The sequence below is a fragment of the Amycolatopsis albidoflavus genome (genome assembly GCF_039525725.1).
Classification (GTDB): domain Bacteria; phylum Actinomycetota; class Actinomycetes; order Mycobacteriales; family Pseudonocardiaceae; genus Amycolatopsis; species Amycolatopsis albidoflava.
In genome coordinates, this window is sequence record NZ_BAAAHV010000021.1 from 226,982 (window position 1) to 248,674 (window position 21,693).

A 21,693-nucleotide genomic window follows, 5' to 3' on the forward strand; every position below is an offset into this window, starting at 1 on the left:
TCCGATTCACGAAGCGGGTGGGTCAAAGCGGCCGTCGACTGCGGTCCAGCCGCCGTCGACAGCCAGCACGGAGCCGGTGACGAAGGTCGAAGCGTCCGAAGCGAGGTACACGACAGCGCCGGCCAGTTCGTCCGCGCGCGCCCAGCGGCCGAGCGCGCCCTTCTGGGCGTAGGCGTCGTACCAGTCGGGGCGCGCTTTGATCTGTGCGGTCAACGGCGTCTCCACAACGCCAGGGGCGATGGCGTTGACGCGCACGCCGGACGGTCCGAACTCGGCGGCGGCAGTGCGGAAGAGCTGCACTAAGCCGCCTTTCGTTGCTGCGTACGGGCCTTGACCGGGTTCGACGGTGGTACCGCGGATCGAGGAGAAGCCGATGATGCTTCCGCGGCGCTGCTCGACCATCGGTGCGCCGAACGCGCGCAGCACCTCGAAGGCGACGCCCAGATTCAGCTCCACCACGCGGTCGAACTCTTCGCGCGTGTAGTCCAGCAGCCGTTTCCGGACGTTCGTGGCGGCGGTCAGCACGACGGCGTCCAGCGGTCCCAGGTCGGTGGCAGCGGCAGCGATGGCCCCGGGGGCAAGCAGGTCGATCTCGTACGCCTCGCCGACGCCGGTCTCCCTAGCCGCGGCAAGGTCTCGGTCCGCGCAGATCACCGACGCACCGTGCGCGTCCAAGGCTCGGGCGGCCTCGCGGCCGATCCCGCTGCCCGCGCCGAGCACGACGGCCCGGCGGCCGTCCATGCGAAACAGTCCGGCGTAGTTCACGGGCGCAGCACCGCCATCCTGGTCACGGTCAGCTCTTCGACGGCGAATCGCGGCCCCTCGCGGCCGATCCCGGAGTCCTTGACCCCGCCGTACGGCATCGTGTCGGACCGGAAACCCGGCACCTCGTTCACCACTACCCCGCCGACCTCCAACTCGTCCAACGCCCGGAACGCGGTCTTCAGCGAGCGGCTGTACACGCTCGCGTGCAGCCCGTACCGCGACGCGTTGACCGCGGCGAACGCTTCGTCCACATCGGACACTGTGCGCAGGCAGACGACCGGGCCGAAGATCTCCTCGTCCCAGCATTCGACGCCGTCCGGAACGCCCGCGAGCACCGTCGGCTCCAGCACGCCCTCACGGACGGAGCCACCGGCCAGCAGGTGAGCGCCTGCCGCGATCGCTTTGTCGACCCATTCGGCGACCCGAGCGGTCGAGCGTTCGTCGATCAGCGCCGATACGCGGGTGCCGGGGGAACGCGGATCACCAACGGTCACTTCGCCGAGCCGCGCGAGCACCTTGTCGGTGAACTCCGCGGCCACCGAAGACACCGCCAGCACGCGTTGTACGGAAATACAGGCCTGACCGGACGCGTAGAACCCACCGCGCAGCACGGCATCCGCGGCAGCGTCGAGGTCCGCGTCCTCGGCGACCACTAGCGCGGCGTTCGAGCCCAGCTCCAGCAGGGTCTTTGTCGGCGCGGCGTCGCGGGCGATCCGGTGGCCGACGGCGGCCGAGCCGGTGAACGACACCGCGCCGACTCGCCGGTCCGTGACCAGCGCCGATCCGACCGAAGCGTCTCCGGTGACCAGCTGAACCATCGCGGGAAGATCGGTCAGCGAGCGGACCAGGTGCACCAGCCACAGCGTCGCCAACGGGGTTTGCGGCGCGGGCTTCACCACCACCGGGCAGCCGGCGGCGATCGCGGGCGCGATCTTGTGCGACGCCAGCAGCAGCGGGTAGTTGAACCCGGCGATCCCGACGACTACGCCGATCGGCTTGCGCTTCCAGAACCCGACCAGCCCGTCCCCCGACGGCAGCAGGTCGAGCGGCACGGTTTCGCCGTGCAGCCGCGACACTTCCTCGGCCGCGGCCTCCCAAGTGACAATCGTCCGCGCAACCTCCACCTGGCAGTCGACCAGCGGTTTTCCCGTCTCCAGCACGAGAAGCCGCTCAAACTCCGCACGACGTTCCCGGACCGCTGAAGCCACTTCGTTCAACAACGCCCGACGGGTCCGCGAAGGCAGCGAAGCGACCTCGCGAGCCACTGCCACCGCCTCGTCAACAGCCCGCGAAGCCAACGAGGCCGTGCCGACCGGAGCGGTGCCGACCACGCTGCCGTCGTAGGGAAACACGACGTCCGCGGTATCCACTGTGGACACCCAGCCGGGACCGATCGGCAGGCCGTCCGGGTAGTCAGGCATCCGTTTCTCCCTTCAACCGGGCCAGCTCGGTCCGCAGATTCGGCGCGGCGGCCAGCAGTTCCCGGGTGTACTCGTGCTCCGGTTCGGCGTAAACCTGCTCGACCGCACCGATTTCCACGATCTCCCCGCGCCGCATCACCGCGACGCGATCGCACACGTGCCGCACCACGCCGAGGTCGTGCGAGACGAAAATCAACGTCAGCGAGAACTCGTCCACCAGCCGGGCCAGCAGGTCCAGGATCTGCGCGCGCACCGAAACGTCCAGCGCGCTCACCGGTTCGTCCGCGATCAGCACACTCGGGTTCGGCGCGAGCGCGCGGGCGATCGAGATCCGCTGCCGCTGCCCGCCGGAAAACTGGTGCGGATACCGCATCGCCGCGTCCTCAGGCAGCCCGACGGCGGTCAGCAGCTCGGCCACCCGCTCCGGCGACCGGCGGCCGAGCGGTTCGGACACGATGTCCCGCACACGCATCCGCGGGTCGAGCGAGCCCATCGGATCCTGGAAGACGATCTGCATTTCCCGGCGCAGGAACCGCAGCCTCCGCTCGGGCAGCGAATCGATCCGCTTTCCTTGGAACGACACCGTGCCCGCAGTCGGTCGATCCAAAGCAGCGAGCAACCGCACCAACGTGGACTTCCCGGAGCCGGATTCGCCGACGATCCCGAACCGCTCACCAGCGGAAACATCGAAACTCAAGCCGCGCAACGCATGCACGTCCCGCCGCGTGTACCGCCGCTCCAAATCCCGTACGGAGATCATCGCGCGCCCTCCAGATCAGAAGCCGCGAGCAACCGCTGCGTGTAGGAATGCTTCGGCGCGGTCAGCACCTCCCGCGTCGAGCCATGCTCCACAATGGACCCGTCGAGCATCACGAGCACCCGGTCGCACATCTGCGCCACCACCGCCAGATCGTGCGTGATGAACAGCAACGAACTCTCCGCCGACAACCGCTCGCGAATCAGGCCGAGGATCTGCGCCTGCACGGTGACGTCCAGCGCGGTGGTCGGCTCGTCGCAGATCAGCAGCGCCGGGTCGTTGGCCAGCGCGATCGCCAGCACCACCCGCTGCCGCTGCCCGCCGGACAGCTGATGCGGATACGCCCGCGCGACCCCCGGCAACCCGACCGCGGCCAGCAGTTCCTCCGCCGGACGCCCGCGGCGGCCGTGCACCCGGAACGGCTCGGTGACCTGCCGTCCGATCCGCATCGCCGGGTTCAGCGCGGTCATCGGCTCCTGGAACACCATCGCCATCCCGTTGCCGCGCAACCGGGACAGCTCCTTTTCGGACGCGCCGAGCAACTCCCGGCCGTCGAGCCGCACCGAGCCGGTGGCCGACAGCTCTTCCGGCAGCAGGCCCAGCACGGACAGCGCGGTGAGCGATTTCCCGGACCCGGATTCGCCGATCAACCCGACCCGCTCGCCCGCGCCCAGCTCGAACGAAACCCCGCGCACGAGGTCCGCGACCTGCAGGTTTTCCACCGTCAGCGTCATACCCGCGCCGCCAATCGGGGGTCGAGACGGTCGCGCAGACCGTCGCCGAGGAGGTTGAATCCGAGCACTGCCACCGCGATCGCGACGCCCGGCACCAGCGCGAGCCGCGGATGCGCGGTGAGCAATTCCTGCGATTCCTGCAGCATCCGGCCCCACGACGGCGTCGGCGGCCGCGTGCCGAAGCCGAGAAACGACAGCGCCGCCTCGGCCAGCACCGCGATCGCGAACGACACCGAGGCCTGCACGATCAGCAGCCCGCCGATGTTCGGCAGCACGTGTGACCAGGCGATCCGCGTCCGCGACCGGCCGCCGGCACGGGCGGCCAGCACGTATTCGCTGCTCATCACCTGCAGCGAGCCGGACCGCGCGATCCGGGCGAACGACGGGATGGTCGCGATGCCGATGGCGACCATCGCGGTGAGCGTGTCCGCGCCGAAGACCGCACCGAACATGATCGCCAGCAGCAGCGCGGGAAACGCGAGCACCAGGTCGTTCACCCGCATCACGAACTCGCCGAGCCACCGCGGCGCCATCGCCGCCAGCACGCCCAGCGGCGTACCGATGACCGCTGCGATGCCGACCGCGACGACGCCGACGTACAGCGTGGTCCGCGCGCCGACGAGGATCTGGCTGAAGACGTCGCGGCCGAATTTGTCCGTGCCGAACAGGTGCTCGGCCGAGAAGCCCAGCAGCCGGTCCGCGGCGTTGACCTGCACCGGGTCGTACGGCGTCCAGACGAACGACACCAGCGCGGCCAGCACGACGAGCGCGACCAGCGTCCCGCCGAGCAGGAGATTTCCGTTGCGGCGCATCAGGACCCCCGCAGTCTCGGGTCGAGCACCGAATACAGCACGTCGACCACGAAGTTCACCAGCAGCACCCCGGCCACCAGCACCAGCACGATCCCTTGCACCGTCAGCAGATCGCGCTGCGCGACCGCGTCCAGCAGCATGCTGCCGAGCCCGGGCAGCACGAACACCCGCTCCACCACGACCGCGCCGATCAGCAGCGTCGTCAGCTGCAGCCCGAGCACGGTGACCACCGGGACGGACGCGTTGCGCAGCCCGTGCCGGAACAGCGCCTGACCAGGCAATAGGCCCTTGGACCGGGCGGTGCGGAGGTAGTCCTGGCCGAGCGTGTCGAGCACGGCCGAGCGGACGTATCGCGTGAGCACCGCCCCCTGCACCAGACCAAGCGACAACGCCGGAAGGATCAGTCCGCGCAGGAACTCGCCCGCGTCCTGGTCCGGCGGCGTCCATCCGCCGCTCGGCAGCCAACGCAGCTGTACGGCGAAAATCTGCACCAGGATGATGCCCGCGAGGAATGCCGGGATCGCGACGCCGACCTGCGAGAGCCCGGAAACCGCGACACCGCTGGCTTTCCGGTGCCGCACCGCGGCGAACGCGCCGGCGGGCAACGCGATCACCAGCGCGACGATCATTCCCGCGCCGACCAGCCACAACGTGACGCCGAGCCGGTCCACCAGCTGCGGGCTGATCGCCTCACGCGTGACGTACGACCGGCCGAAGTCGCCGTGCAGCACTCCGCCCATCCAGCTCAGGTACTGCTCGATCAGCGGCCGGTCGATGCCGAATTCGGCGCGGGTCTTCGCGAGCAGCTCCGGCGTCGCGTTGACACCCAAAGCGACCTGCGCGGGATCGCCCGGCAGCACCGCCATGAACAGGAACACCACGATGGACGCCACGAACAGGCTCACCGCGAACACGGCCACCCGCCGCAGCACGCGGGCGGTCATGCCGGCCTCACCGCGGTCAGGTCGAACGACTCGCTGACCTGGTTGCGCGCGAGTCCGGTCACCTTCTTCTTGGCGACCACGACGTTCGGGAACAGGAACAGCCAGTCCGCGGCCGCGTCGGTGTTCAGCTGCCGCGCGACCTCCTTCATGTCGCTCACCTGCTCCTGCGGCGTGCCGCTGTCCGCCGCGGCGAGCAGTTGCTGCACGCGTTTGTTGTCGTAACCCCAGTAGTACTTGGGTTTTCCGAACGTCGAGATGTCGCGGGCTTCGACGTGCTGGATGATCGACAGGTCGTAGTCGTGGTCGGTGAAGACCTGCTTGAGCCACACCGCCGGGAAGTCGAGCGGCTCGATCGTCGCGGTGACGCCGACGTCCGCCAGCTGCGATTGCACCACCTGCGCCGCCGACACCGCGTACGGCAGGTTCGGAATCCGCAGCCGCAGCTTGAGATCGTGCACCCCCGCCTCAGCGAGCAGTTGCTTCGCCTTCGCCGGGTCGTAGGAATAGACCTTCGACAGGTCCTCGTACCACGGGTCGGTGGGCGGAACCATGCTGCCGATGAGTGTGCCGCGTCCGCTGAAGACCAGGTCCAGCACGGCTTTCCGGTCGATGGCGTAGGTGAGCGCGCGCCGGACGCGCACGTCGTTCAGCGGCGCGCGACGGCCGTTGAACGCCAGCGTGACCTCGCTGTTCGTGGTGCCCTGCTGCACGGTGAACCGGTCGTCGCCCTGGAACTGCGGGATCGAATCGGCCGACGTGAGGTTCGAGATCACGTCGATTCCGTTGGACAGCAAGGCGTTGTTGAGCGCGGTCGGATCGGCGAAGTACTTGAGCACCACCGTGCGATACGCCGGCTTCCGGCCCCAGTACTGCGGATTCTCGCGCAGCACAATGGAATCGCCACGGCGGCGCGAAGCCACCTCGTACGGTCCGGTGCCGACCGGATGGTTCGCCAGATCCGCGACGCCGGTCGGGCTGAACATCGCGCCGAGGCGGCTGGTGAGGCTGAACAGCCAGCCGTTGCTGGGCTTCGACAACACCACGCGAGCGTGATCCGGCGCGACGACTTCGACGTGGTCCACGACGTCCATCGCCGATTTGAGCGAGATCGTCCAGTCGGTCTTCACCCGCATCAGCGAAAACTGGACGTCTGATGCGGTGAACGGCGCACCGCCTGCGAACTTCACGCCCTGCTGCAGCTGGAAGTCGTACGTCTTGCGGTCCGGGCTGATCGTCCAGGACTTCGCGAGCAGCGGCACGATCCGGCCCTGCGGATCGAGCTTCACCAGGCCTTCGTAGACGTTGTAGAGCAGCGCCTGCGGGATGGCCACGCCGTCGGAACGGGTGAAGTCGAAGTTCGCCGGCTCCGCCGTGTACCCGACGGAAAGCGTGTCCGGACCTGGGGAAACACTCGCGCTGGAGCCTGCCGAGCAGCCGGATGTCACGAGCAGCAGCGCCAGTGCCACCGCAGTGCTCCGGGCTTTCATTCCGCCTCCTGCTCAGTACACTGGTCAGACCAGTAACTCTGACAGCAGACTCGCATCCGGCAGACACCGAGGTCAAGATGAAGTTCGAACCGGTGGCTCCGGTCCGCGCCTACGAGCGGATCGTCGAGCAGATCGAGGAGGCCGTGGTGAGCGGCCGCCTCAAACCCGGTGACCGGCTGCCCGGGGAACGGGAGCTGATGACGCAGTTCGGCGTCGGCCGCTCGACCGTGCGCGAGGCGCTGCGGGTGCTGCAGGCCGCCGAGCTGATCCGGTCGCGACCAGGCGATCCGCGCGGGCCCGAGGTGCTGGCGGCTTCGCCGGGCGCGTTGCACCGGTCGATGCACCGGCTGGCGCGGGCTGACCACGTCGGACTGGCGGAACTGCTGCAATTCCGGATGGTGCTGGACGGATCGTCGCACCTGCTGGCCGCGGAACTGCGCACCGCCGAGGATTTGACCGCGCTCGACACCGCGTTGGAAGGAATGGCGGCAGCGGACGGATACGCCGAATTCAGCCGCGCGGACGTCGCATTCCACGACGTGATTGCCCAAGTGTCGCGGAATCCGCTGTTGGTAGTCAGCGGAGAAGTGGTCCGCGGGGTGGTGCTGGAATTGATCGAGGACAAGCTCAGCCACGCCAACGACCGCGGCACGCTGATGCGCTCGTGGCTGCGGCACCACGAAGAGGTGCTGAACGCGATCCGCGCCGCCGACGGGAAGTCGGCGGCGCGGCTGGCGCGTCAAGCGCTGTATGACAACTACGCGGAATACGTGCCGAAGGACCAGCGCACGCTGCTCACTCCGCTGCTGACCTGAGTCAGGAGACCAGGTTCGCGTACACCACGATGTTGTCCTTGTAGCTGTGCTCGGCGTGGTCGAACACGCCGCCGCAGGTGATGATGCGCAGCTGCGGCTTGTCCGTGTTGCCGAAGACGGCCTGCGTCGGGAACGTGTCCTTGGGGACCTGTTCCTTGCGGTCCACCACGAACTTCAGCTTCTTGCCGTCGCTGCGTTCGACGTCGACCTCGTCGCCCGGGTTCACGTCCTTGAGCTTGTAGAAGATCCCCGGCTTGTGGTCGCCGTCGACGTGCCCGAGCACGATCGCCGGGCCCACGTCGCCCGGCACCGGCGAAAGCCGGTACCACGCGGCCTGCATCGGGTTCTTCACCGACGGGACCGAGATCTGCCCGTCCTTGTTCGGCATCACCGTGATCAGCGTCGACTTCGCGCCGATCTTCGGGATCTCGACCGACGTCGGCCGCAGCCCGCTGAACGGCTTGGTCACCGGGACCGCCGCGCTGGCCGGGGCCTGCGCGGCCGGAGCCGCCGGGGCGTCCGAACCGCACGCGCTCAGCGAGAGGGAGAGGAGCAGGGCGCCCGCGACGGCGGCACCCTGCCCGAACTTCCTGGACATCAGGCGGCCATGCCCCCGAAGCCGGTCTCAACGCCGCGCTTCGGCGTGTACTTCACCTGCGAGTTGCCGTGTCCGCCGGTGGTGCCGGCCGAACCCGCGCCCGCGCCGCCCGCCGGGGGAACCTTGCCGTCGTCGGTCTTCTTGCCGCCGCAGGTCCAGACCGCGCGCACGGTGCCGCTGTCGAAGGTGACACCCTCGTGGCGCTTGACGATCCACGACCAGTAGCGGCCGTCGGTCTCGTCCTGCTGCGGGCCCTCGACGATGTCGAAGTCGTTGGAGTGCAGGCCGGTCGGCTCGCCGGCGGCGCACGCGATCTCGATGTAGCCGTAGCCGTCGTCGAGGTCGAGGCCCCAGCCGGTGTCGTCGACGTACGGCGGCTCCTCCGGAGTGGAGGTCGACGAGGTCGGCGTGGTCGGCTTGCTGGTGTCGGTCGGCTTGCCGGTCTCGGTCGGCTTGCCCGTCTCAGTCGGCTTGCCGGTTTCGGTCGGCTTGCCGGTCTCAGTCGGCTTGCCCGTCTCGCTGGGCTTGCCCGGCTCGCTCGGCTTGCCGGTCTCGCTGGCCGGAGGCTGCGAGGTGGGAGCCGTCTCGCTCGTGGTGGCCGGAGCCGAGGCGGAGGGTTCCGGCGCGGTCTCCGCGTTCGCGGCGGGCACGACGGCAAGGCTGATCAGGGCGCCCGCGAGCACAGCGCCCGCGAGTCTGCCCAGGGTCTTCTTCAAGATGATTACCCCTCTGAGGAAAAGCGCGATGACCCCCACCGCGCCCGCTGATCCTGCCGAAGATTCAGCCCATAGGGGTAACCCTTTAGCTGGTGATTAATGACACGAGGGAAAGACGTAACGAACGCCTTCTCGACGGCGATGATTTCGCCCGATTGCCGGGAATCCGGCTTGTCGTGCCCATACCGTAACAGTTGCCAGGCAACCCGGACAGCCCTCGTTAAAGAATGGCGGAAATCAGCCGAGTGCGGTCAGCAAATCCCGCCACAGGTCCTCCGGATCCTCCAGTCCGACGGAAAACCGGATGAGCCCCGGCGGCACGCGCTCCTCGCCGGGAAGCCAGGCACGCCGCTCCATCAGGCTTTCTACCCCGCCGAGGCTCGTCGCCGGCCGGATCAGCCGGACGGTCGCGCACACCTTGTCGGCGGCATCGGCGCCGTCGACCTCGAACGCCACCATCATCCCGAAACCGGGGTAGCGAACCTTTGTTACCGCCGGGTGTTCCGCCAACCGGGACACCAGCAACTCGGCGGTGCGCGTTTGCTCGGCGAGCCGCACCGGAAGCGTCCGCAATCCGCGTAACGCAAGCCACGTTTCGAGCGCACCCGGCGTCGCGCCGACCCGAGTCCGCGCCGCACGAAGCTCGTCCACAATGTTCTGCTCGGCTGCGACCGCGACGCCGAGCAGCAGATCGCTGTGTCCGCCAATGAGCTTCGTGGCGCTGTGCACGACAATGTCCGCGCCGAGCGACAGTGGTTGCTGATGCAGCGAAGTCGCGAAGGTGTTGTCGACGACTACGCGTCCCCTCGTGCCGCGCGCGATGGTTTCGATGTCCATCACGTCGAGCGTCGGATTGGTCGGCGATTCGAGCCACAACAGATCGGCGTCGCAGTCAAGCCACGCCTGCGTGTCCGTCGGCTCCAATTCGGTGACCGTGAGGCGACCGATCTCCTGCGCGTGCTTCAACGCTCCGCGCGTGACGGCGTAACTGAAAGACGGAACCGCAACCGTCGACCCCACCGGCAACGAATCCAGCACCGCGGACAACGTGGCAACGCCCGACGCGAAGGCGACCGCCGTGCCACCCTCAAGCGAGCCGACGACCTCCTCGAAAGCAGCCCAGGTCGCCGTGCCGTCGGAACGCGCGTACACCGCGTCGCCACCGGCCTCGAAGGTGCTCGTCGCAACGATCGGCGTAGTCAGCGGCTCACCAGGGCCGTGCGGCCGGCCCGCCGCGATCGCGCGGGTCCGCGGAGTCCAGTCGTCCATGCGGACACGGTAACTTCGCGACCGTCTGAACGGCAGGCGACGAATATCACCAGGTGGTCAGGTGTTCCACAAAGTGGACGACATCCTGATCGGCGGGCCGGTAATGCAGGGAGACGGCCCGGAACAGCCGCGGTTCCAGCGGCCGGACCACGACGCCGGGCGGCGGCGGATCCGGCAACGCCATCGCGGGCGCGACCCCGGCGGTAATCCCGGCAGCGGCCATCGCGACCACCGTCCCGACGTCGCGAACCACATGGTCGGGCCGCCATTCGACTCCGTGCGCCGCGAACCCCTCTGCCAAGGCGGGCCCGCACGTTCCGCCGGGATCAGCGACCCCGAGCCGGATCAACTCAGCAAGCCGGATCCGTTCCCGCCGGCTGGCCGGATGCTCCTTCGGCGCTACGGCAAGGAATTCGTCGTCGATTACCCGCTGCGAATCCGGGCCGGGCTGGGTGGTCACGGCGAGATCGATGGTTCCGTCGGCTAGCCAAGCGAGGAGTTCGTCGTCCTCGCCCTGCAAGGTGAGCACCTGACTTCGCGGCCAATCCCGTCGCAGCCGCAGCACTGCCGTCGGTACGAAACGCACCAACGCACTCGCGACCGCGCCTACCCGCAGCGTCGGCGCGCGAACGTCCGCGGCGAGATCGCTGATCGCCTGCAACCCACCCAGCACTGACGATGCATGCGTCGCCACTGTGCGCCCGAGTTCGGTGAACCCAGCTTCTCCGCGGTGTACGACCGGTCCGCCGAGCGCACTTTCCAACGCGGCAATCGCCCGGCTTACCGCCGACTGCGTCCGCCCCAATGCCTGCCCGGCGCGGGTGAAACTGCCGTGCTCCCCCACCGCGAGCAAGGCTTCGAGTTGAGCCACCGTCACGTCCACCGCCTGATGATCTCACCGCATCCGGGAGATGACGAGAAGTTGTTGGACGCATAATCGCAGGTGAGCTGTGCTGAAGTACATGGTCTATCTCGCGCTGGCGGGCCTCTGGCTGTGCTGGGGAACGTCGTTTCCCGCGATGCGAGTCATGGCGCACACCCTGCCGCCACTGTCAGCTTCCGGCACCGCATTTCTCGCCGCGGGTCTGGCACTACTCGCGCTCCGGCCAACCGCGTTGCGCGGCTTGAACTTCCGGCAGATCGCCACCGCCGCGACGAGCGGTATCTGCCTGCTCGGCGCGCAAGGCACCGTGGCACTAGCCGAACGCACGACCTTCGCCGGAACCGCCGCGCTGGTGGTCGCCGCGCTTCCGCTGTGGGTAACCGTGCTGAACGCAGCGTTCGGCGAACGCCCGAGCCGAGCAGGTTTGCTGCGAGTGCTCGTTGGTTTCTCCGGCGTCGCCCTGCTGACCGGCGCGCAGGCCAACCCATGGACCTTCGTCGTAGCCGCGGCCGGTTTCGTCTGGGCGATCGGCACTGTCCTGACCGCCCGCACAATCAACCTCCCCGGGCCATACGCGACCACCACCGTGCAATTGCTGAGCGGCGGAACCGTCCTCCTCACCGTCGGCGTGGCAACCGGCGAAGTGGTCGACCAGCCCACCACTGCTTCCTGGCTGGCGCTCAGCTACCTCGCCTTGGTCGATTCGCTAGCCGGTTTCGGCCTCTACACCTGGCTCCTGCGCACGACCTCCGCCGCGCTAGTCAGCACCTACGCCTACGCCGTCCCCATCCTCGCCTGCCTGATCAGCGTCCTGTTCATGAAAGAACCGCCCCGGCCGATCATGCTGGCCGGAGCGGTTCTCGTCATCACGTCAGTAGCAGCAGAACTCAGTGCGCGTAAACCTCGAACTCATACAGCGAATACCCGTACTTAGTCCCGCGCGAGACCCCCTGCATCCGAACGAATCGCGCGTCTGAGGGGGCGAACGAGACGTTGCCCACCCCGCCGTTCCCGTCCGTCACCGCAGCGGCGTCATGCCAGTCGGTGCCGTCCGTGGACAGCTGGATCTTGTACCCCTTCCCATACGCCTTCTCCCACGACAGCACCGCCCGCGAAACCTGCTGCACCGAGCCCAGATCCACGGTGATCGACTGGTTGTCGCTCCAATCGCTCGCCCAGCGCGTACCCGCGTTGCCGTCGACCGCGTTCGACGCGGGCGAGTTGTAGAACCCGGTTTCCGCGCTGGAGGCGTTCACCGGCTTGCCCGCCGCGAGGTTCGAGACGTTGTCGCCGCGATGCGCGGGATACTCCACGACCTGCTGGAACGTCGGCCGGTTCTGCGTGCTGATCTTGCCGTGCCCGATGCCGCCCAGCGGACGCTGGATGATCGAGTCCGCGCACCACTGGTCGCCCGCCGAGCAGTCGCTGTCGCCGGGGTACACGGTGTTCGCCGGTTGACCGGCGGCCGTGGTCAGCGAGTCGACCAGCGTCTGCCGGCACGCGGTCAGGTCGCCGCCGCCGCAGAACTTCGCGCCGAGCGGGCCTGCCACCGGCTGTCCGAGCACGGTGCGGAGGTCCTTGCTGGCGTAACCCCACCAGCCGTGCTGGTAGGCCGAACCCTGGTGCGGCTGCCCGACGTGCTTGCCCGGCGTCTCGTTCTGGAAGCCGGACGGGCTTTCGTTGATCTGCAGCACGTTCGTCATCGCGCCGAACGCGTCGTCGCCCATCGACGGCTTGAACTCGCCGGTGACCAGCAGCGGCCACCACGCGTCCATGATCCGGATCGCGTCGGCGTCGTTATAGGTCTTGCTGCCGGGGCTGGACTCGACGCGCTGGTGTCCGTGCTCCATCCACGTCTTCAGCTTCGCCTCGGCGTCCGCGGCGGCACCGGTGAGCGGGGCCTTGTCGAGCACCTGCAGCAGCAACGGCAGCACCTTCTCCGCCCGCAGGTCGGCCAGTGCCGCGTCCTCCATCGCCTGGGTCAGGTTGACCCGAGTCACCTTGGTGCCGCTGGAAAGCAGGCCCTTGACCCGCGCGTCGAGCAGATCGGCACGGTGCACAGCCGACTTGTCCGCGCCGCCGGAGGCGTAGCCGTTGGATTGGGCGTTGTTCCAGCTGACGTAGTAGTCCTGGTTCACCGACTGCGGATGCTGGGACGCGGGCGTGTAGTCGGCCTTGTTGCCCGCCGGGTTCCAGCCCTTCCAGTCGAAGCCGCGATCGCCCCACGCGGGCATCATCGGGTCCACAGTGGAATTGCGCACCGGGTTCGCGCCGGAGTTGAAGTACGCGATGTCCTTCGAATCGGCGTAGAACCAGTTGAAGGTGAAGTTGACGTCGTTCGCGGCGCGCTGGAAGTCCGCGGCCGACTTCACGTAGCCCGGGTCGTTGAATTCCTGGAACCCGATCAGCGAATCCACCTCGTGGAAGTACGAAGACCGCAGCGACGAATACGCCACCGGCTTCCCGTCCACCGTCGCCCGCGAGGTCACCGGGCCGTACTTCGTGCGGTAGCTGCGCAGTGTGTAGGACCCGGCCGCGGTGCCGTCCGCGACCGTCGGCGACCAGGCGTTCTTGCGCTCCACGGTGTCCATCGGGAGGCATTTGCCCTGGTACAGGTAGTAGTTCGAGTCCTTTGTGGCCGGTTTGCCGCTCGGGTCGCACAGCGGCAGCGCGTAGGTGTCGATGATGTCCTGCGCCGCGGTCGTCGCGCTCCACGAGTAGTCCTGGCCGCGCCCGAGCAGCACGTACATGCTGAGCCCGGCGAACGACGCGCCGCGCGCGCTGATGCCCGGGCCCTGGATTTCCTGCAGCAGCAACAGCTGCGGCGCGAAATACCCGGTCTGCGGACCGAACACGGCGACCGGATGTCCGCTGGCGGTCTTCGCGCCGGACACCAGCAGCGCATTGGACATGCCGTGCTTTTCCTTGAGCATGTTGCCCGGCAGCACGCCGTTGTCGAACATGCCGCGCGCGGATTCCTGGTCCTTCGGCGCGGAAACCTTCACCTTCGCCTGCGCGGCGGCCGCCGAGCCGGTCTGGTCGAACACAAGCTGCTGGTTCGTCACCGAACCCTTGTCCGGCAACGCCGCGCCCTGCGGGTTCGCCGGAGTGTTGCCGTACGGGAAATTCTGCCCGTCGTGCAGGGTCTTCACGGCCTCGGGATCATCCTCGGCGCGCAGGCTCTGCCACACCTTTTCACCCTGCTCGACGCCGTATTTCTCCTGCAGCGCCAGCTTCGCGACCGCGTTCTGCACCTCGCCGCCACCGCCGGCACCGAACTGCGCGCCGACCACCGAAGCGAGTACGACGAGGTCGGTGAGCTTGAACGGTTCGATGGTGCCCGCGTTGGTGATCGCGTCGACGTGCCCAGTGAGCACGTATTCGCCGGGGAAGTACCGGCCGTTGTGCGAATCGGTGATGTATTTGTTGATGCCCTCGATGTACGCCTTCGCGTCGGCGAGCCCCTGCTGGCCGCGCGGACCGCTCGCCGCCACCGCGTCGATCTGCTGCTGCAGCTCGTCCTCGGTGTAGGGCGCGGAGGCGAAGAAGGACTGCTCCAGCTCGCGGTTCGCTTCCGCGCCGCCGGCGTACGACGTCAGCTGGCCGCGCCCGACCCGGCGCATGATGTCCATGAGCCACAAGCGGTCCTGCGCCGCGGCGTATCCCGCGCCGTACTCGGTGCCGGACCGCGTCGTGCCCTGGATGTGCGGGACGCCGGTGGCCTTGTCCCGCGTGATCGTCACGTCGTCGCGCGGTTTCAGCGTGCTCGCGACCTGGTCGGCGGGCACGCCGAAGGACGAGTCGTTGAAGAACTTGCCGATGGTGTCGGTGGTCAGCGTCTTGTACCCGCCCGCCAGGTCGGCGTATTTGCCGAGCTGGTCGTCCGCGTGCCCAGGCTGCGTGCCGAACGCCTTGTTGGCGAGGATTTCGGCGAGCGTCGCGCTGCCGTTCTCGCCCGGCGGAAGGATGTCGTTGCACTGGCCAGCGCAATAGTCGTTGCCGGGCAACGCGGCGGAAGCCGGTGCCGCGGTTCCGATCTGCACTAGCCCGGCCGTGAGCACGGCTACCGCGCCCGCGGCCAGGATTGGGATGCGTCGTCGCATGCCGCAGCTCCGTCCACGAAGGATTCCCCAGGGTGACCCAGCGCACGCTACCGACGAGTAGGGCACATGTGAAGAGTTTTCGCGTTTATCCCCTCGTTGGGAGTAGTCGTCCCTGGTAGCGGTCCATCAGGCGCGGCGTTTGACCGATAGGTACGGTGAGCCCCATGAGCGTGGAAAAGCCCCTAGTCGAGCGCCCGGACGGACCGCCGCCCGCCGAGCTGCAGATCAAAGACATCACGGTCGGCGACGGCCCCGAGGCCAAGGCGGGCAATGCCGTCAGCGTGCATTACGTGGGTGTCTCGCACTCCACCGGCGCGCAATTCGACGCCTCTTACGACCGCGGCGCGCCGCTCGAATTCCAGGTCGGCGCGGGCCAGGTCATCCCGGGCTGGGACCAGGGCGTGGCGGGCATGAAGGTCGGCGGCCGCCGCCAGCTGGTGATCCCGCCGCACCTGGCGTACGGCGAACGCGGCGCGGGCGGCGTGATCGCCCCGAACGAAACGCTGGTTTTCGTCGTCGATCTCGTCGGCGTGAGCTGATTCAAGAAAACGCGGGCAGCCGGGCAAGCCCGATCGGGCAGCCCCGGCTGATCCCCCTTTCGGGGGAAACCGGAGACGCCTACGTTCGCATTGAGTAGTCGTCTTCCGGAGGATATTTCATGCGTTTGCGTGCCGCCCTTTCCGCTGCCTTCCTCGCCGCCGGCGCCGCGCTAGCCGTGGCCGCGCCTGCGTCCGCGGTCGCGAACGGCAACGATGTGGCGCCCGGCGAGTATCCGTTCGCGGCCAAGCTGTCCATGCCTGTCATCCCGAAGGCGGACGGCACCACTTATTCGAGCGGATGCTCGGGTTCGCTCATCGCGCCGCAGTGGATCATCACCGCCGGACACTGTTTCCACGACGTCAACCGCAAGCCGGTCTCCGGCCCGGTGCCGTACGGGACTTCGGTGCTTCTCGGCTCGACCACCGACGAACCCGGCAAGGGCGAACGGCGCAACGTCACCGAGGTGCAGCAGGCGGGCGTCAACGACGTCGCGATCGCCAAGCTCGACTCCCCGGTCACCGACATCAAGCCGCTGACCGTCTCGCCCGCCGCGCCGACCACCGGCCAGAAGGTGCTGCTCGCCGGATGGGGCAGCCTCACCGAGGTTTCGCCGAAGCCGTCGGACAAGCTGCAGCAGGGCGAGATGCAGGTCGTCGGCTCGGACGCCACCACCGCGACCATCGTCGGCGTCGCACCGAAGAAGGACACCAGCGCGTGCAGCTACGACTCGGGCGCGCCGTACTTCGTCGACGACGGCGACCACACCGGCCGCATCATCTCGGTCGAGTCGACCGGCCCGGACTGCCCCCACGCCACTCCGGAGACGACCGCGCGCGTCGACATCCTCAAGGACTGGATCGCCTCGCACACTCAGTGAGGGCAAGTCGCGAGATCGGTCGGTTTTCGTCGCCCATCAAGGGAATTCCGCATCGCGGACGGTGTCGTTAGCGTGGAAGGCCGAGTTCATCGGCGTCCGCCGGTGGCACCGGACGAAGGGACAGAATGCGCGTCCGCGCCGCGATCTCCGCAGCAGTTCTCCTGCCCATCCTCACCGCGAGCCCGGCCTTGGCCGTCGCGAACGGCTCTGACGTCCCAGCAGGCCAATTCGGCTTCGCCGCGAAGCTGAGCATGACCGGAATCCCGCTGCCGAACGGAAGCACGTACTCGAGCTTCTGTTCGGCAGCGCTCGTCGCGCCGCAGTGGATCGTCACCACCGGCCACTGTTTCCACGACGCCAACAAGAACCGGGTGTCCGGCCCGGTGCCGTACCCGACGACGGTGTCGCTGGGCCTGGTCGACGAGACCAAGGAAAAAGGCGTCCAGCGCAAGGTCACGCAGGTTCTGCAAGCGGGACCGAACGACGTCGCGCTGGCGCAGCTCGACAGTCCGGTCTCCGGCATCACGCCGCTCGCCGCGAACCACCTGGTGCCGGGCGTCGGGCAGCAGGTCACGCTGGCCGGCTGGGGCAGCCGGACCGCGCAGAATCCGGTGCCGTCCAAGCAGTTGCAGCAGGGCACGATGAAGATCTCGTCGGTGGGCGGCACGACAGTCGGCATTCACGGCGTCGCGCCGGAAGCGTCCACGAGCGCGTGCACCTACGACACGGGCGCGCCGTATTTCACCGACGGCAAGCTGATCTCGATCGAGAACAACGGCCCGGACTGCCCGCACACCGGCGCGGAGACGACGTCGCGCATCGATGTGATCGCCGACTGGATCGACGAGCACGCGAAGTGAGTACGGTGGAAGGGCCGTCGACCTGAGGAGAGTCGCATGCCCGAGCCGATCCTGACCGCTGTCGCCACCGCGCTGGCCACGAAGGCCGCGACCGGGCTGTACGACCTGGTCAAGCGCAAGTTCTCCGGCAACAGCAAGGCGACCGCGGAACTGGAGGCGGCCACCCCGGAGAATCCGGCCACCGTGACCGCGCTGGCCGAACGCCTCGACGAGGTCAGCCGCCAGGACCCGGAGTTCGGCGCCGCGCTGCGCACCGAGTTCGAGGTGCACCAAGAGGCGCGCAGCGGCGGGGTGACGAACCACGTGGGCACCGTGGCCGAAGGGGCCAAGGTCGTCCAGCTGCGTGACGTACAAGGCAATATCAGCCTCTGAGGCTTTTCGAGCGACCGGCACGGAGCGCGATCGGTAGGATCGCTCTCCGTGCCTTCGTCGTCCTACCCCGTGCCGCCCCGATGGCGCACTGTGCCTACGGAACGGACCCTGCTGGCGGTAGTGCACAACGTCACCGCGGCGACCCGGCTGCTGGACGTACTGCCGTTGTTCGCCGGGGATCACCGGGTGCAGGTGGTGTTCACCTGCCCGGATTCGAGCGCGTTCACGCGGGGGACGCAGGAGTACCTCGCCGCGCGGGGGATCCCGCTGGAGCCTTGGGAAGACGTCGTCGCGGAGGACTTCGACTGGGCTTTGGCGGCGAGTTACGGCGGAAAATTGCATGAATTACGCGCTCCGCTGACGGTTTTGCCGCACGGAATGGGTTATAATAAATTCTTGGAAACCGGAAACCGGAAACCGGAAACCGGAAACCGGAAACCGGAAACCGGAAACCGGAAACCGGTTTTCGGGTTGTCCGAGCAATGGCTGATGCATAACGGCGAGGTGATCGCCGAACATCACGTCCTGTCCCATCCCGAGCAGCTCACCCGCCTGCGGCAGTACTGCCCGGAAGCCGCCGCCCACGCCGTCATCGCCGGAGATTCCTGTCTGGACCGCCTGCGAGACGCCCGGGAACTGCGCGAATCCTACCGACAGGCCCTCGGCGTGACCGGCGGGCAAACCCTGGTGCTGATCTCGTCCACCTGGGGCCGCCTCTCGTCCTACGGATCCAGCCCCGAGCTGCCCGCCCGTATCGCGCAACAATTGCCGCTGGACGAATTCGCCGTCGTCCTCGCCCTGCACCCCAACATCGGCCAAGGCCATTATCCGTGGCAGCTGAAAATGTGGCTTCAAGACTGCGAACGGGCGGGAGTAATCGTCCTCCCGGAAGAAGATCTGTGGCAAGCAGCCGCAGTAGCCGCCGACGTCACCATCGGCGACCACGGCTCCGTCACCTATTACTCCGCCTGCCTAGGCACCCCAGTCCTGCTGGCGGCAGCGCCACACGAAGCTGTCGACCCGGACTCCCCGGTAGCCGCTCTACTGCGCGCCGCCCCCATGCTGACCAGCCAAAACCTAGCCGACCAACTGCGCACCGCGACCCAGCCCGCAGACCTGGCCGCCGCGACCGCGCTCGCCACCAGCGTCCCCGGCCAGTCCGCGGCCCTCCTGACCGACCTCGGCTACCGCACCCTCAACCTCCCGCCACCAGCTCAACCAGCCGGATTCACCGCGTTCCCGCTGCCGCACGTCCAACGCCCCGAGCCCGGCGCACAATGGATCCAGGTCCGAGGCGACGAAGTCACCAGATTCGCCGGTGCCACACCCGACGCTCACCTGGTCGTTCACGTCGACGGCCCCGATCCACGTCAACTGCGCCGCGCCGACATCGTGCTGGGCGACAGATTCCCCGACCCAGCCCGCTGGATCGCCCTCACCCTCGCCGAATTTCCCGGCTGCGAATGGGCCGCCTGTCCAGCCGGATCAGGCTGGCTGGCCGGCAGCCGCGACGGCCTGGTCGTCTCCTTCACCGGCACCGACCTGCCGCAGGCCGTGCCGTCTCTGCTGTATACGCGCGACCGGCTGGGCCTCGACTTCCCCGAACAACTTCCGTTCACCGCGGGCGGCCGCAAGCATGAAGTCCAGCTCACCGTCCACTATGGATAGTCAGAGCTGTTCGATCCAGATCAGCAGATCCGTCGCCTCGGCGGTAAACCCGTGCAGCTGCGCAATGCCCAACGCGTCCTCCGCGTGTGCCTTCGCCTGGTCACGGTAGCCGCGAGCAAGCGCCGCCTCCGCCCGGGACCGCAACGCCGCGATCCGTTCCCGCTGCAGCTTGGCCTTCTCCGCCGAGGAGTCGAGCTCGGCCAGCGCGGCCGCGCCTTCCTCGTACGCCCCGGCCTCGATCAGCTTCCGCCCCTGCCACAGCCGGATCTTCACCAGATTGCCCGGCTCGTTCTTCAGCCCCTGCTCCGCTTGCGCCAGCAGAACGGCCGCCTCCTCCGGCGACACGACCTTGGCCAGATGCATCCGAATCAACGCGAGCCGACGTGGATCGCCGATCTGCTCGGCCAGCGCAAGGCTTTCCCGGAAGCAGGCTTCCGCCTGGCTGTACAGCGAAACCGCTTCCTCGGCCCGCCCCTGCTGCCGCGCGAGCAACCCCGGCTCGAAGAACGCGAGCCCGCGCGCTTCCAGCGCCGACGCATGCTCCTCCGGCGTCGTGGCCAGCTCGGCCGCCGCGGCGTATTGCTCCCGCGCCGCAGCCCAATTCCGCCGCTGCATCAACGCGAATCCGAGCTGAGTCCGGACCAACCCCTCGGCGACCGGCATCGCGGCAGCCTGCGCGGCCTGGACCGCGTCTTGACTCACCGCCGCCAGCTCGACGGGGTAAGCGCCGTCTTTGTAGACCGGCCACAACGCCCTCGCCAGCCGGATGACGTCCTCGTGCGCCCCGGCCTGCAACGCGACCTCCGCCGCGGCGAGCAGGTTCGCCTGCTCCGCGAACAACCACTCCCAAGCGTCACCCTCGGATGCCGGCGCGAAGCCCGACCAGATCCTCGCTGGCCAGCCGGTCGGCAGCGCGCGTTCCGCGATCCGGAGCCCCTGCTCGGCGTAGTACCCGACCACCGCCTCGGAAAGCTCGCCGGCCAGCGTCGCGGCGTGCATCCGCGCCAGCTCGGACATCCGGTAGCGACCCCTGATGACCTCGATCAGCTTGGCAGCGACCAGTTTCTCCAGCGTGTCCTCAGTGTCGTACTCGTCGAGGGCGAGGAACGCCGCCACGGTTTTCAGCCCAACGCCGCCGTCGCCCGGATGCGCGCCGAAGAGCCGGTACGCCGCTTGCTCGGGCTCGCCCAGCAACTCGTAGGCAACGTCGTAGACCGCGCTGGCCAGGGTGCCTTTCGCCCGGATCCGTGCGATCAGCCGCTGTACCGTCCCGCCCTGGCGCGCGAGGATCATGCCCGCGACGTTGATTTCCGCGGCAGAACCAGCGCAGATCCGGAGCAGCTCGTCCCGCTGCTGCGGCTCCGCGGCGAGCTTTTCCTCGCCGACCAATTCAGTCAGGATGCCCAGCGCCGCTTCGTCGCCCAACGGCTCCAACTCGACGTCCCGCGCGGAATGCCGGGTATGCAACGCGTCCAGCCCCGACCCGACCACCAGCACGTACGCCCCGGGGTGCGTCGGCAGCAGCGCCTTGACCTCGGCCGCGCTCAACGCGTCGTCGATCAGCAGCGCGACTTTGAACCCGGCGGTCCGCGACTGCCACATCGCCGCGCGCCCCTCGAGACTCGCCGGCATCTCGTCCGGACCGTATCCCAGCTTGGACAGCAGTTCGGCCAGCACGTCCGCGCCCGCCCGATGGCCCACCCGCACCTCGTAGAACCGGTCGAACCGGTCCTGATGCTGGTGCAGCCAGGTTTCGCACAGGGTCGTCCGGCCGCTGCCCGGCGCACCCCGCACAATCGCGATCGCGACCCGGTCCAAGGCTGCGTCATGGATCTCAGTCAGCAGATCAAGCTGCGGCTCGTTGTTCCGGTAGTGCTTCGGCGGCGCCTGGACCTGCAACGCCGGCGCCGCGGGCTGCTCCGGCGCGTGGAAATGCACGTCGCCGTAGACGTTGCGCGCCTGGAAGACCTTGTCCGCCTGGCCGTCGAAGTAGTTGCTGTCGCTCACCATTGCCCCCGCCCAGCTGGTCCCGGCTCAGGCTACCGGAAACGTCACCGTCCGTGTCCAGCCCT

The 21,693-nt window shown here is 68.2% G+C and carries 20 protein-coding genes; 7 read left to right on the forward strand and 13 right to left on the reverse strand.

The window, feature by feature from the left end; translation table 11 throughout:
• Nucleotides 1-6: 6 nt before the first annotated feature.
• The 7 genes from ABD156_RS31675 to ABD156_RS31705 are packed head-to-tail and all read right to left on the reverse strand — an operon-like array spanning nucleotide 7 to nucleotide 6,920.
• Entirely contained in the window at nucleotides 7-765 is a 759-nt protein-coding gene (locus ABD156_RS31675) for an SDR family NAD(P)-dependent oxidoreductase (protein ID WP_344282166.1), read from the reverse strand.
• Nucleotides 762-2,186 (reverse strand): aldehyde dehydrogenase family protein, encoded by a 1,425-nt coding sequence (locus ABD156_RS31680; RefSeq protein ID WP_344282169.1) that lies wholly within the window; start codon nucleotides 2,184-2,186, stop codon nucleotides 762-764. Before ABD156_RS31680 ends, ABD156_RS31675 begins: the two co-directional genes overlap by 4 nt.
• Nucleotides 2,179-2,946 carry an ABC transporter ATP-binding protein gene (locus ABD156_RS31685; RefSeq protein WP_344282172.1) on the reverse strand — a complete coding sequence of 256 codons (768 nt, stop codon included), beginning with the start codon at nucleotides 2,944-2,946 and terminating at the stop codon, nucleotides 2,179-2,181. Before ABD156_RS31685 ends, ABD156_RS31680 begins: the two co-directional genes overlap by 8 nt.
• A complete protein-coding gene (locus ABD156_RS31690; protein WP_344282175.1) occupies nucleotides 2,943-3,677 on the reverse strand; it encodes an ABC transporter ATP-binding protein in 735 nt (244 codons plus the stop codon). Before ABD156_RS31690 ends, ABD156_RS31685 begins: the two co-directional genes overlap by 4 nt.
• Nucleotides 3,674-4,489 carry an ABC transporter permease gene (locus ABD156_RS31695; protein ID WP_162834330.1) on the reverse strand — a complete coding sequence of 272 codons (816 nt, stop codon included), beginning with the start codon at nucleotides 4,487-4,489 and terminating at the stop codon, nucleotides 3,674-3,676. The genes ABD156_RS31690 and ABD156_RS31695 overlap by 4 nt, the downstream gene beginning before the upstream one ends.
• A complete protein-coding gene (locus ABD156_RS31700; protein ID WP_344282181.1) occupies nucleotides 4,489-5,433 on the reverse strand; it encodes an ABC transporter permease in 945 nt (314 codons plus the stop codon). Before ABD156_RS31700 ends, ABD156_RS31695 begins: the two co-directional genes overlap by 1 nt.
• A complete protein-coding gene (locus tag ABD156_RS31705; RefSeq protein WP_344282184.1) occupies nucleotides 5,430-6,920 on the reverse strand; it encodes an ABC transporter substrate-binding protein in 1,491 nt (496 codons plus the stop codon). The genes ABD156_RS31700 and ABD156_RS31705 overlap by 4 nt, the downstream gene beginning before the upstream one ends.
• Before the next feature lie 77 nt (nucleotides 6,921-6,997).
• On the opposite strand from ABD156_RS31705, the gene ABD156_RS31710 reads away from it, so the two are divergent.
• Nucleotides 6,998-7,735: a FadR/GntR family transcriptional regulator gene (locus ABD156_RS31710; RefSeq protein ID WP_344282187.1), complete on the forward strand. Its 738-nt coding sequence runs from the start codon at nucleotides 6,998-7,000 to the stop codon at nucleotides 7,733-7,735.
• A 1-nt stretch (nucleotide 7,736) separates the two neighbouring features.
• Here ABD156_RS31710 and ABD156_RS31715 read toward each other — a convergent pair whose 3' ends face one another.
• The 4 genes from ABD156_RS31715 to ABD156_RS31730 all read right to left on the reverse strand — a co-directional run bounded on the left by ABD156_RS31715 (nucleotide 7,737) and on the right by ABD156_RS31730 (nucleotide 11,201).
• Entirely contained in the window at nucleotides 7,737-8,333 is a 597-nt protein-coding gene (locus tag ABD156_RS31715) for a class F sortase (RefSeq protein WP_344282190.1), read from the reverse strand.
• On the reverse strand, nucleotides 8,333-9,049 hold the full coding sequence (locus tag ABD156_RS31720) for a hypothetical protein (RefSeq protein WP_344282193.1): 717 nt from the start codon (nucleotides 9,047-9,049) through the stop codon (nucleotides 8,333-8,335). The genes ABD156_RS31715 and ABD156_RS31720 overlap by 1 nt, the downstream gene beginning before the upstream one ends.
• Nucleotides 9,050-9,286: 237 nt before the next feature.
• Nucleotides 9,287-10,318 (reverse strand): trans-sulfuration enzyme family protein, encoded by a 1,032-nt coding sequence (locus ABD156_RS31725; protein WP_344282196.1) that lies wholly within the window; start codon nucleotides 10,316-10,318, stop codon nucleotides 9,287-9,289.
• A 46-nt stretch (nucleotides 10,319-10,364) separates the two neighbouring features.
• The gene (locus tag ABD156_RS31730) at nucleotides 10,365-11,201 is read right to left on the reverse strand and encodes a LysR family transcriptional regulator (RefSeq protein ID WP_344282199.1); all 837 of its coding nucleotides are present in this window, start codon (nucleotides 11,199-11,201) and stop codon (nucleotides 10,365-10,367) included.
• Nucleotides 11,202-11,268: 67 nt separating this feature from the next.
• Between ABD156_RS31730 and ABD156_RS31735 the strand changes: the two genes are divergently transcribed.
• Nucleotides 11,269-12,135: an EamA family transporter gene (locus ABD156_RS31735; protein WP_344282202.1), complete on the forward strand. Its 867-nt coding sequence runs from the start codon at nucleotides 11,269-11,271 to the stop codon at nucleotides 12,133-12,135.
• Here the strand turns inward: ABD156_RS31735 and ABD156_RS31740 are convergent.
• The gene (locus tag ABD156_RS31740; protein ID WP_344282205.1) at nucleotides 12,089-15,304 is read right to left on the reverse strand and encodes a penicillin acylase family protein; all 3,216 of its coding nucleotides are present in this window, start codon (nucleotides 15,302-15,304) and stop codon (nucleotides 12,089-12,091) included. The genes ABD156_RS31735 and ABD156_RS31740 overlap by 47 nt on opposite strands.
• Before the next feature lie 164 nt (nucleotides 15,305-15,468).
• Between ABD156_RS31740 and ABD156_RS31745 the strand changes: the two genes are divergently transcribed.
• From ABD156_RS31745 to ABD156_RS31765, 5 genes are all read left to right on the forward strand, one after another.
• Entirely contained in the window at nucleotides 15,469-15,843 is a 375-nt protein-coding gene (locus ABD156_RS31745; protein ID WP_344282208.1) for an FKBP-type peptidyl-prolyl cis-trans isomerase, read from the forward strand.
• A 119-nt stretch (nucleotides 15,844-15,962) separates the two neighbouring features.
• Nucleotides 15,963-16,721 carry a S1 family peptidase gene (locus ABD156_RS31750; RefSeq protein ID WP_344282211.1) on the forward strand — a complete coding sequence of 253 codons (759 nt, stop codon included), beginning with the start codon at nucleotides 15,963-15,965 and terminating at the stop codon, nucleotides 16,719-16,721.
• Nucleotides 16,722-16,846: 125 nt separating this feature from the next.
• Nucleotides 16,847-17,581, forward strand: a complete 735-nt coding sequence (locus ABD156_RS31755; RefSeq protein ID WP_344282214.1) for a S1 family peptidase — start codon at nucleotides 16,847-16,849, stop codon at nucleotides 17,579-17,581.
• Between the two features lie 36 nt (nucleotides 17,582-17,617).
• Entirely contained in the window at nucleotides 17,618-17,953 is a 336-nt protein-coding gene (locus tag ABD156_RS31760) for a hypothetical protein (protein WP_344282217.1), read from the forward strand.
• A gap of 48 nt (nucleotides 17,954-18,001) precedes the next feature.
• Nucleotides 18,002-19,621 (forward strand): hypothetical protein, encoded by a 1,620-nt coding sequence (locus ABD156_RS31765; RefSeq protein WP_344282219.1) that lies wholly within the window; start codon nucleotides 18,002-18,004, stop codon nucleotides 19,619-19,621.
• Here the strand turns inward: ABD156_RS31765 and ABD156_RS31770 are convergent, their stop codons facing one another.
• A complete protein-coding gene (locus ABD156_RS31770) occupies nucleotides 19,622-21,628 on the reverse strand; it encodes an ATP-binding protein (RefSeq protein ID WP_344282222.1) in 2,007 nt (668 codons plus the stop codon).
• Nucleotides 21,629-21,693: the final 65 nt, after the last annotated feature.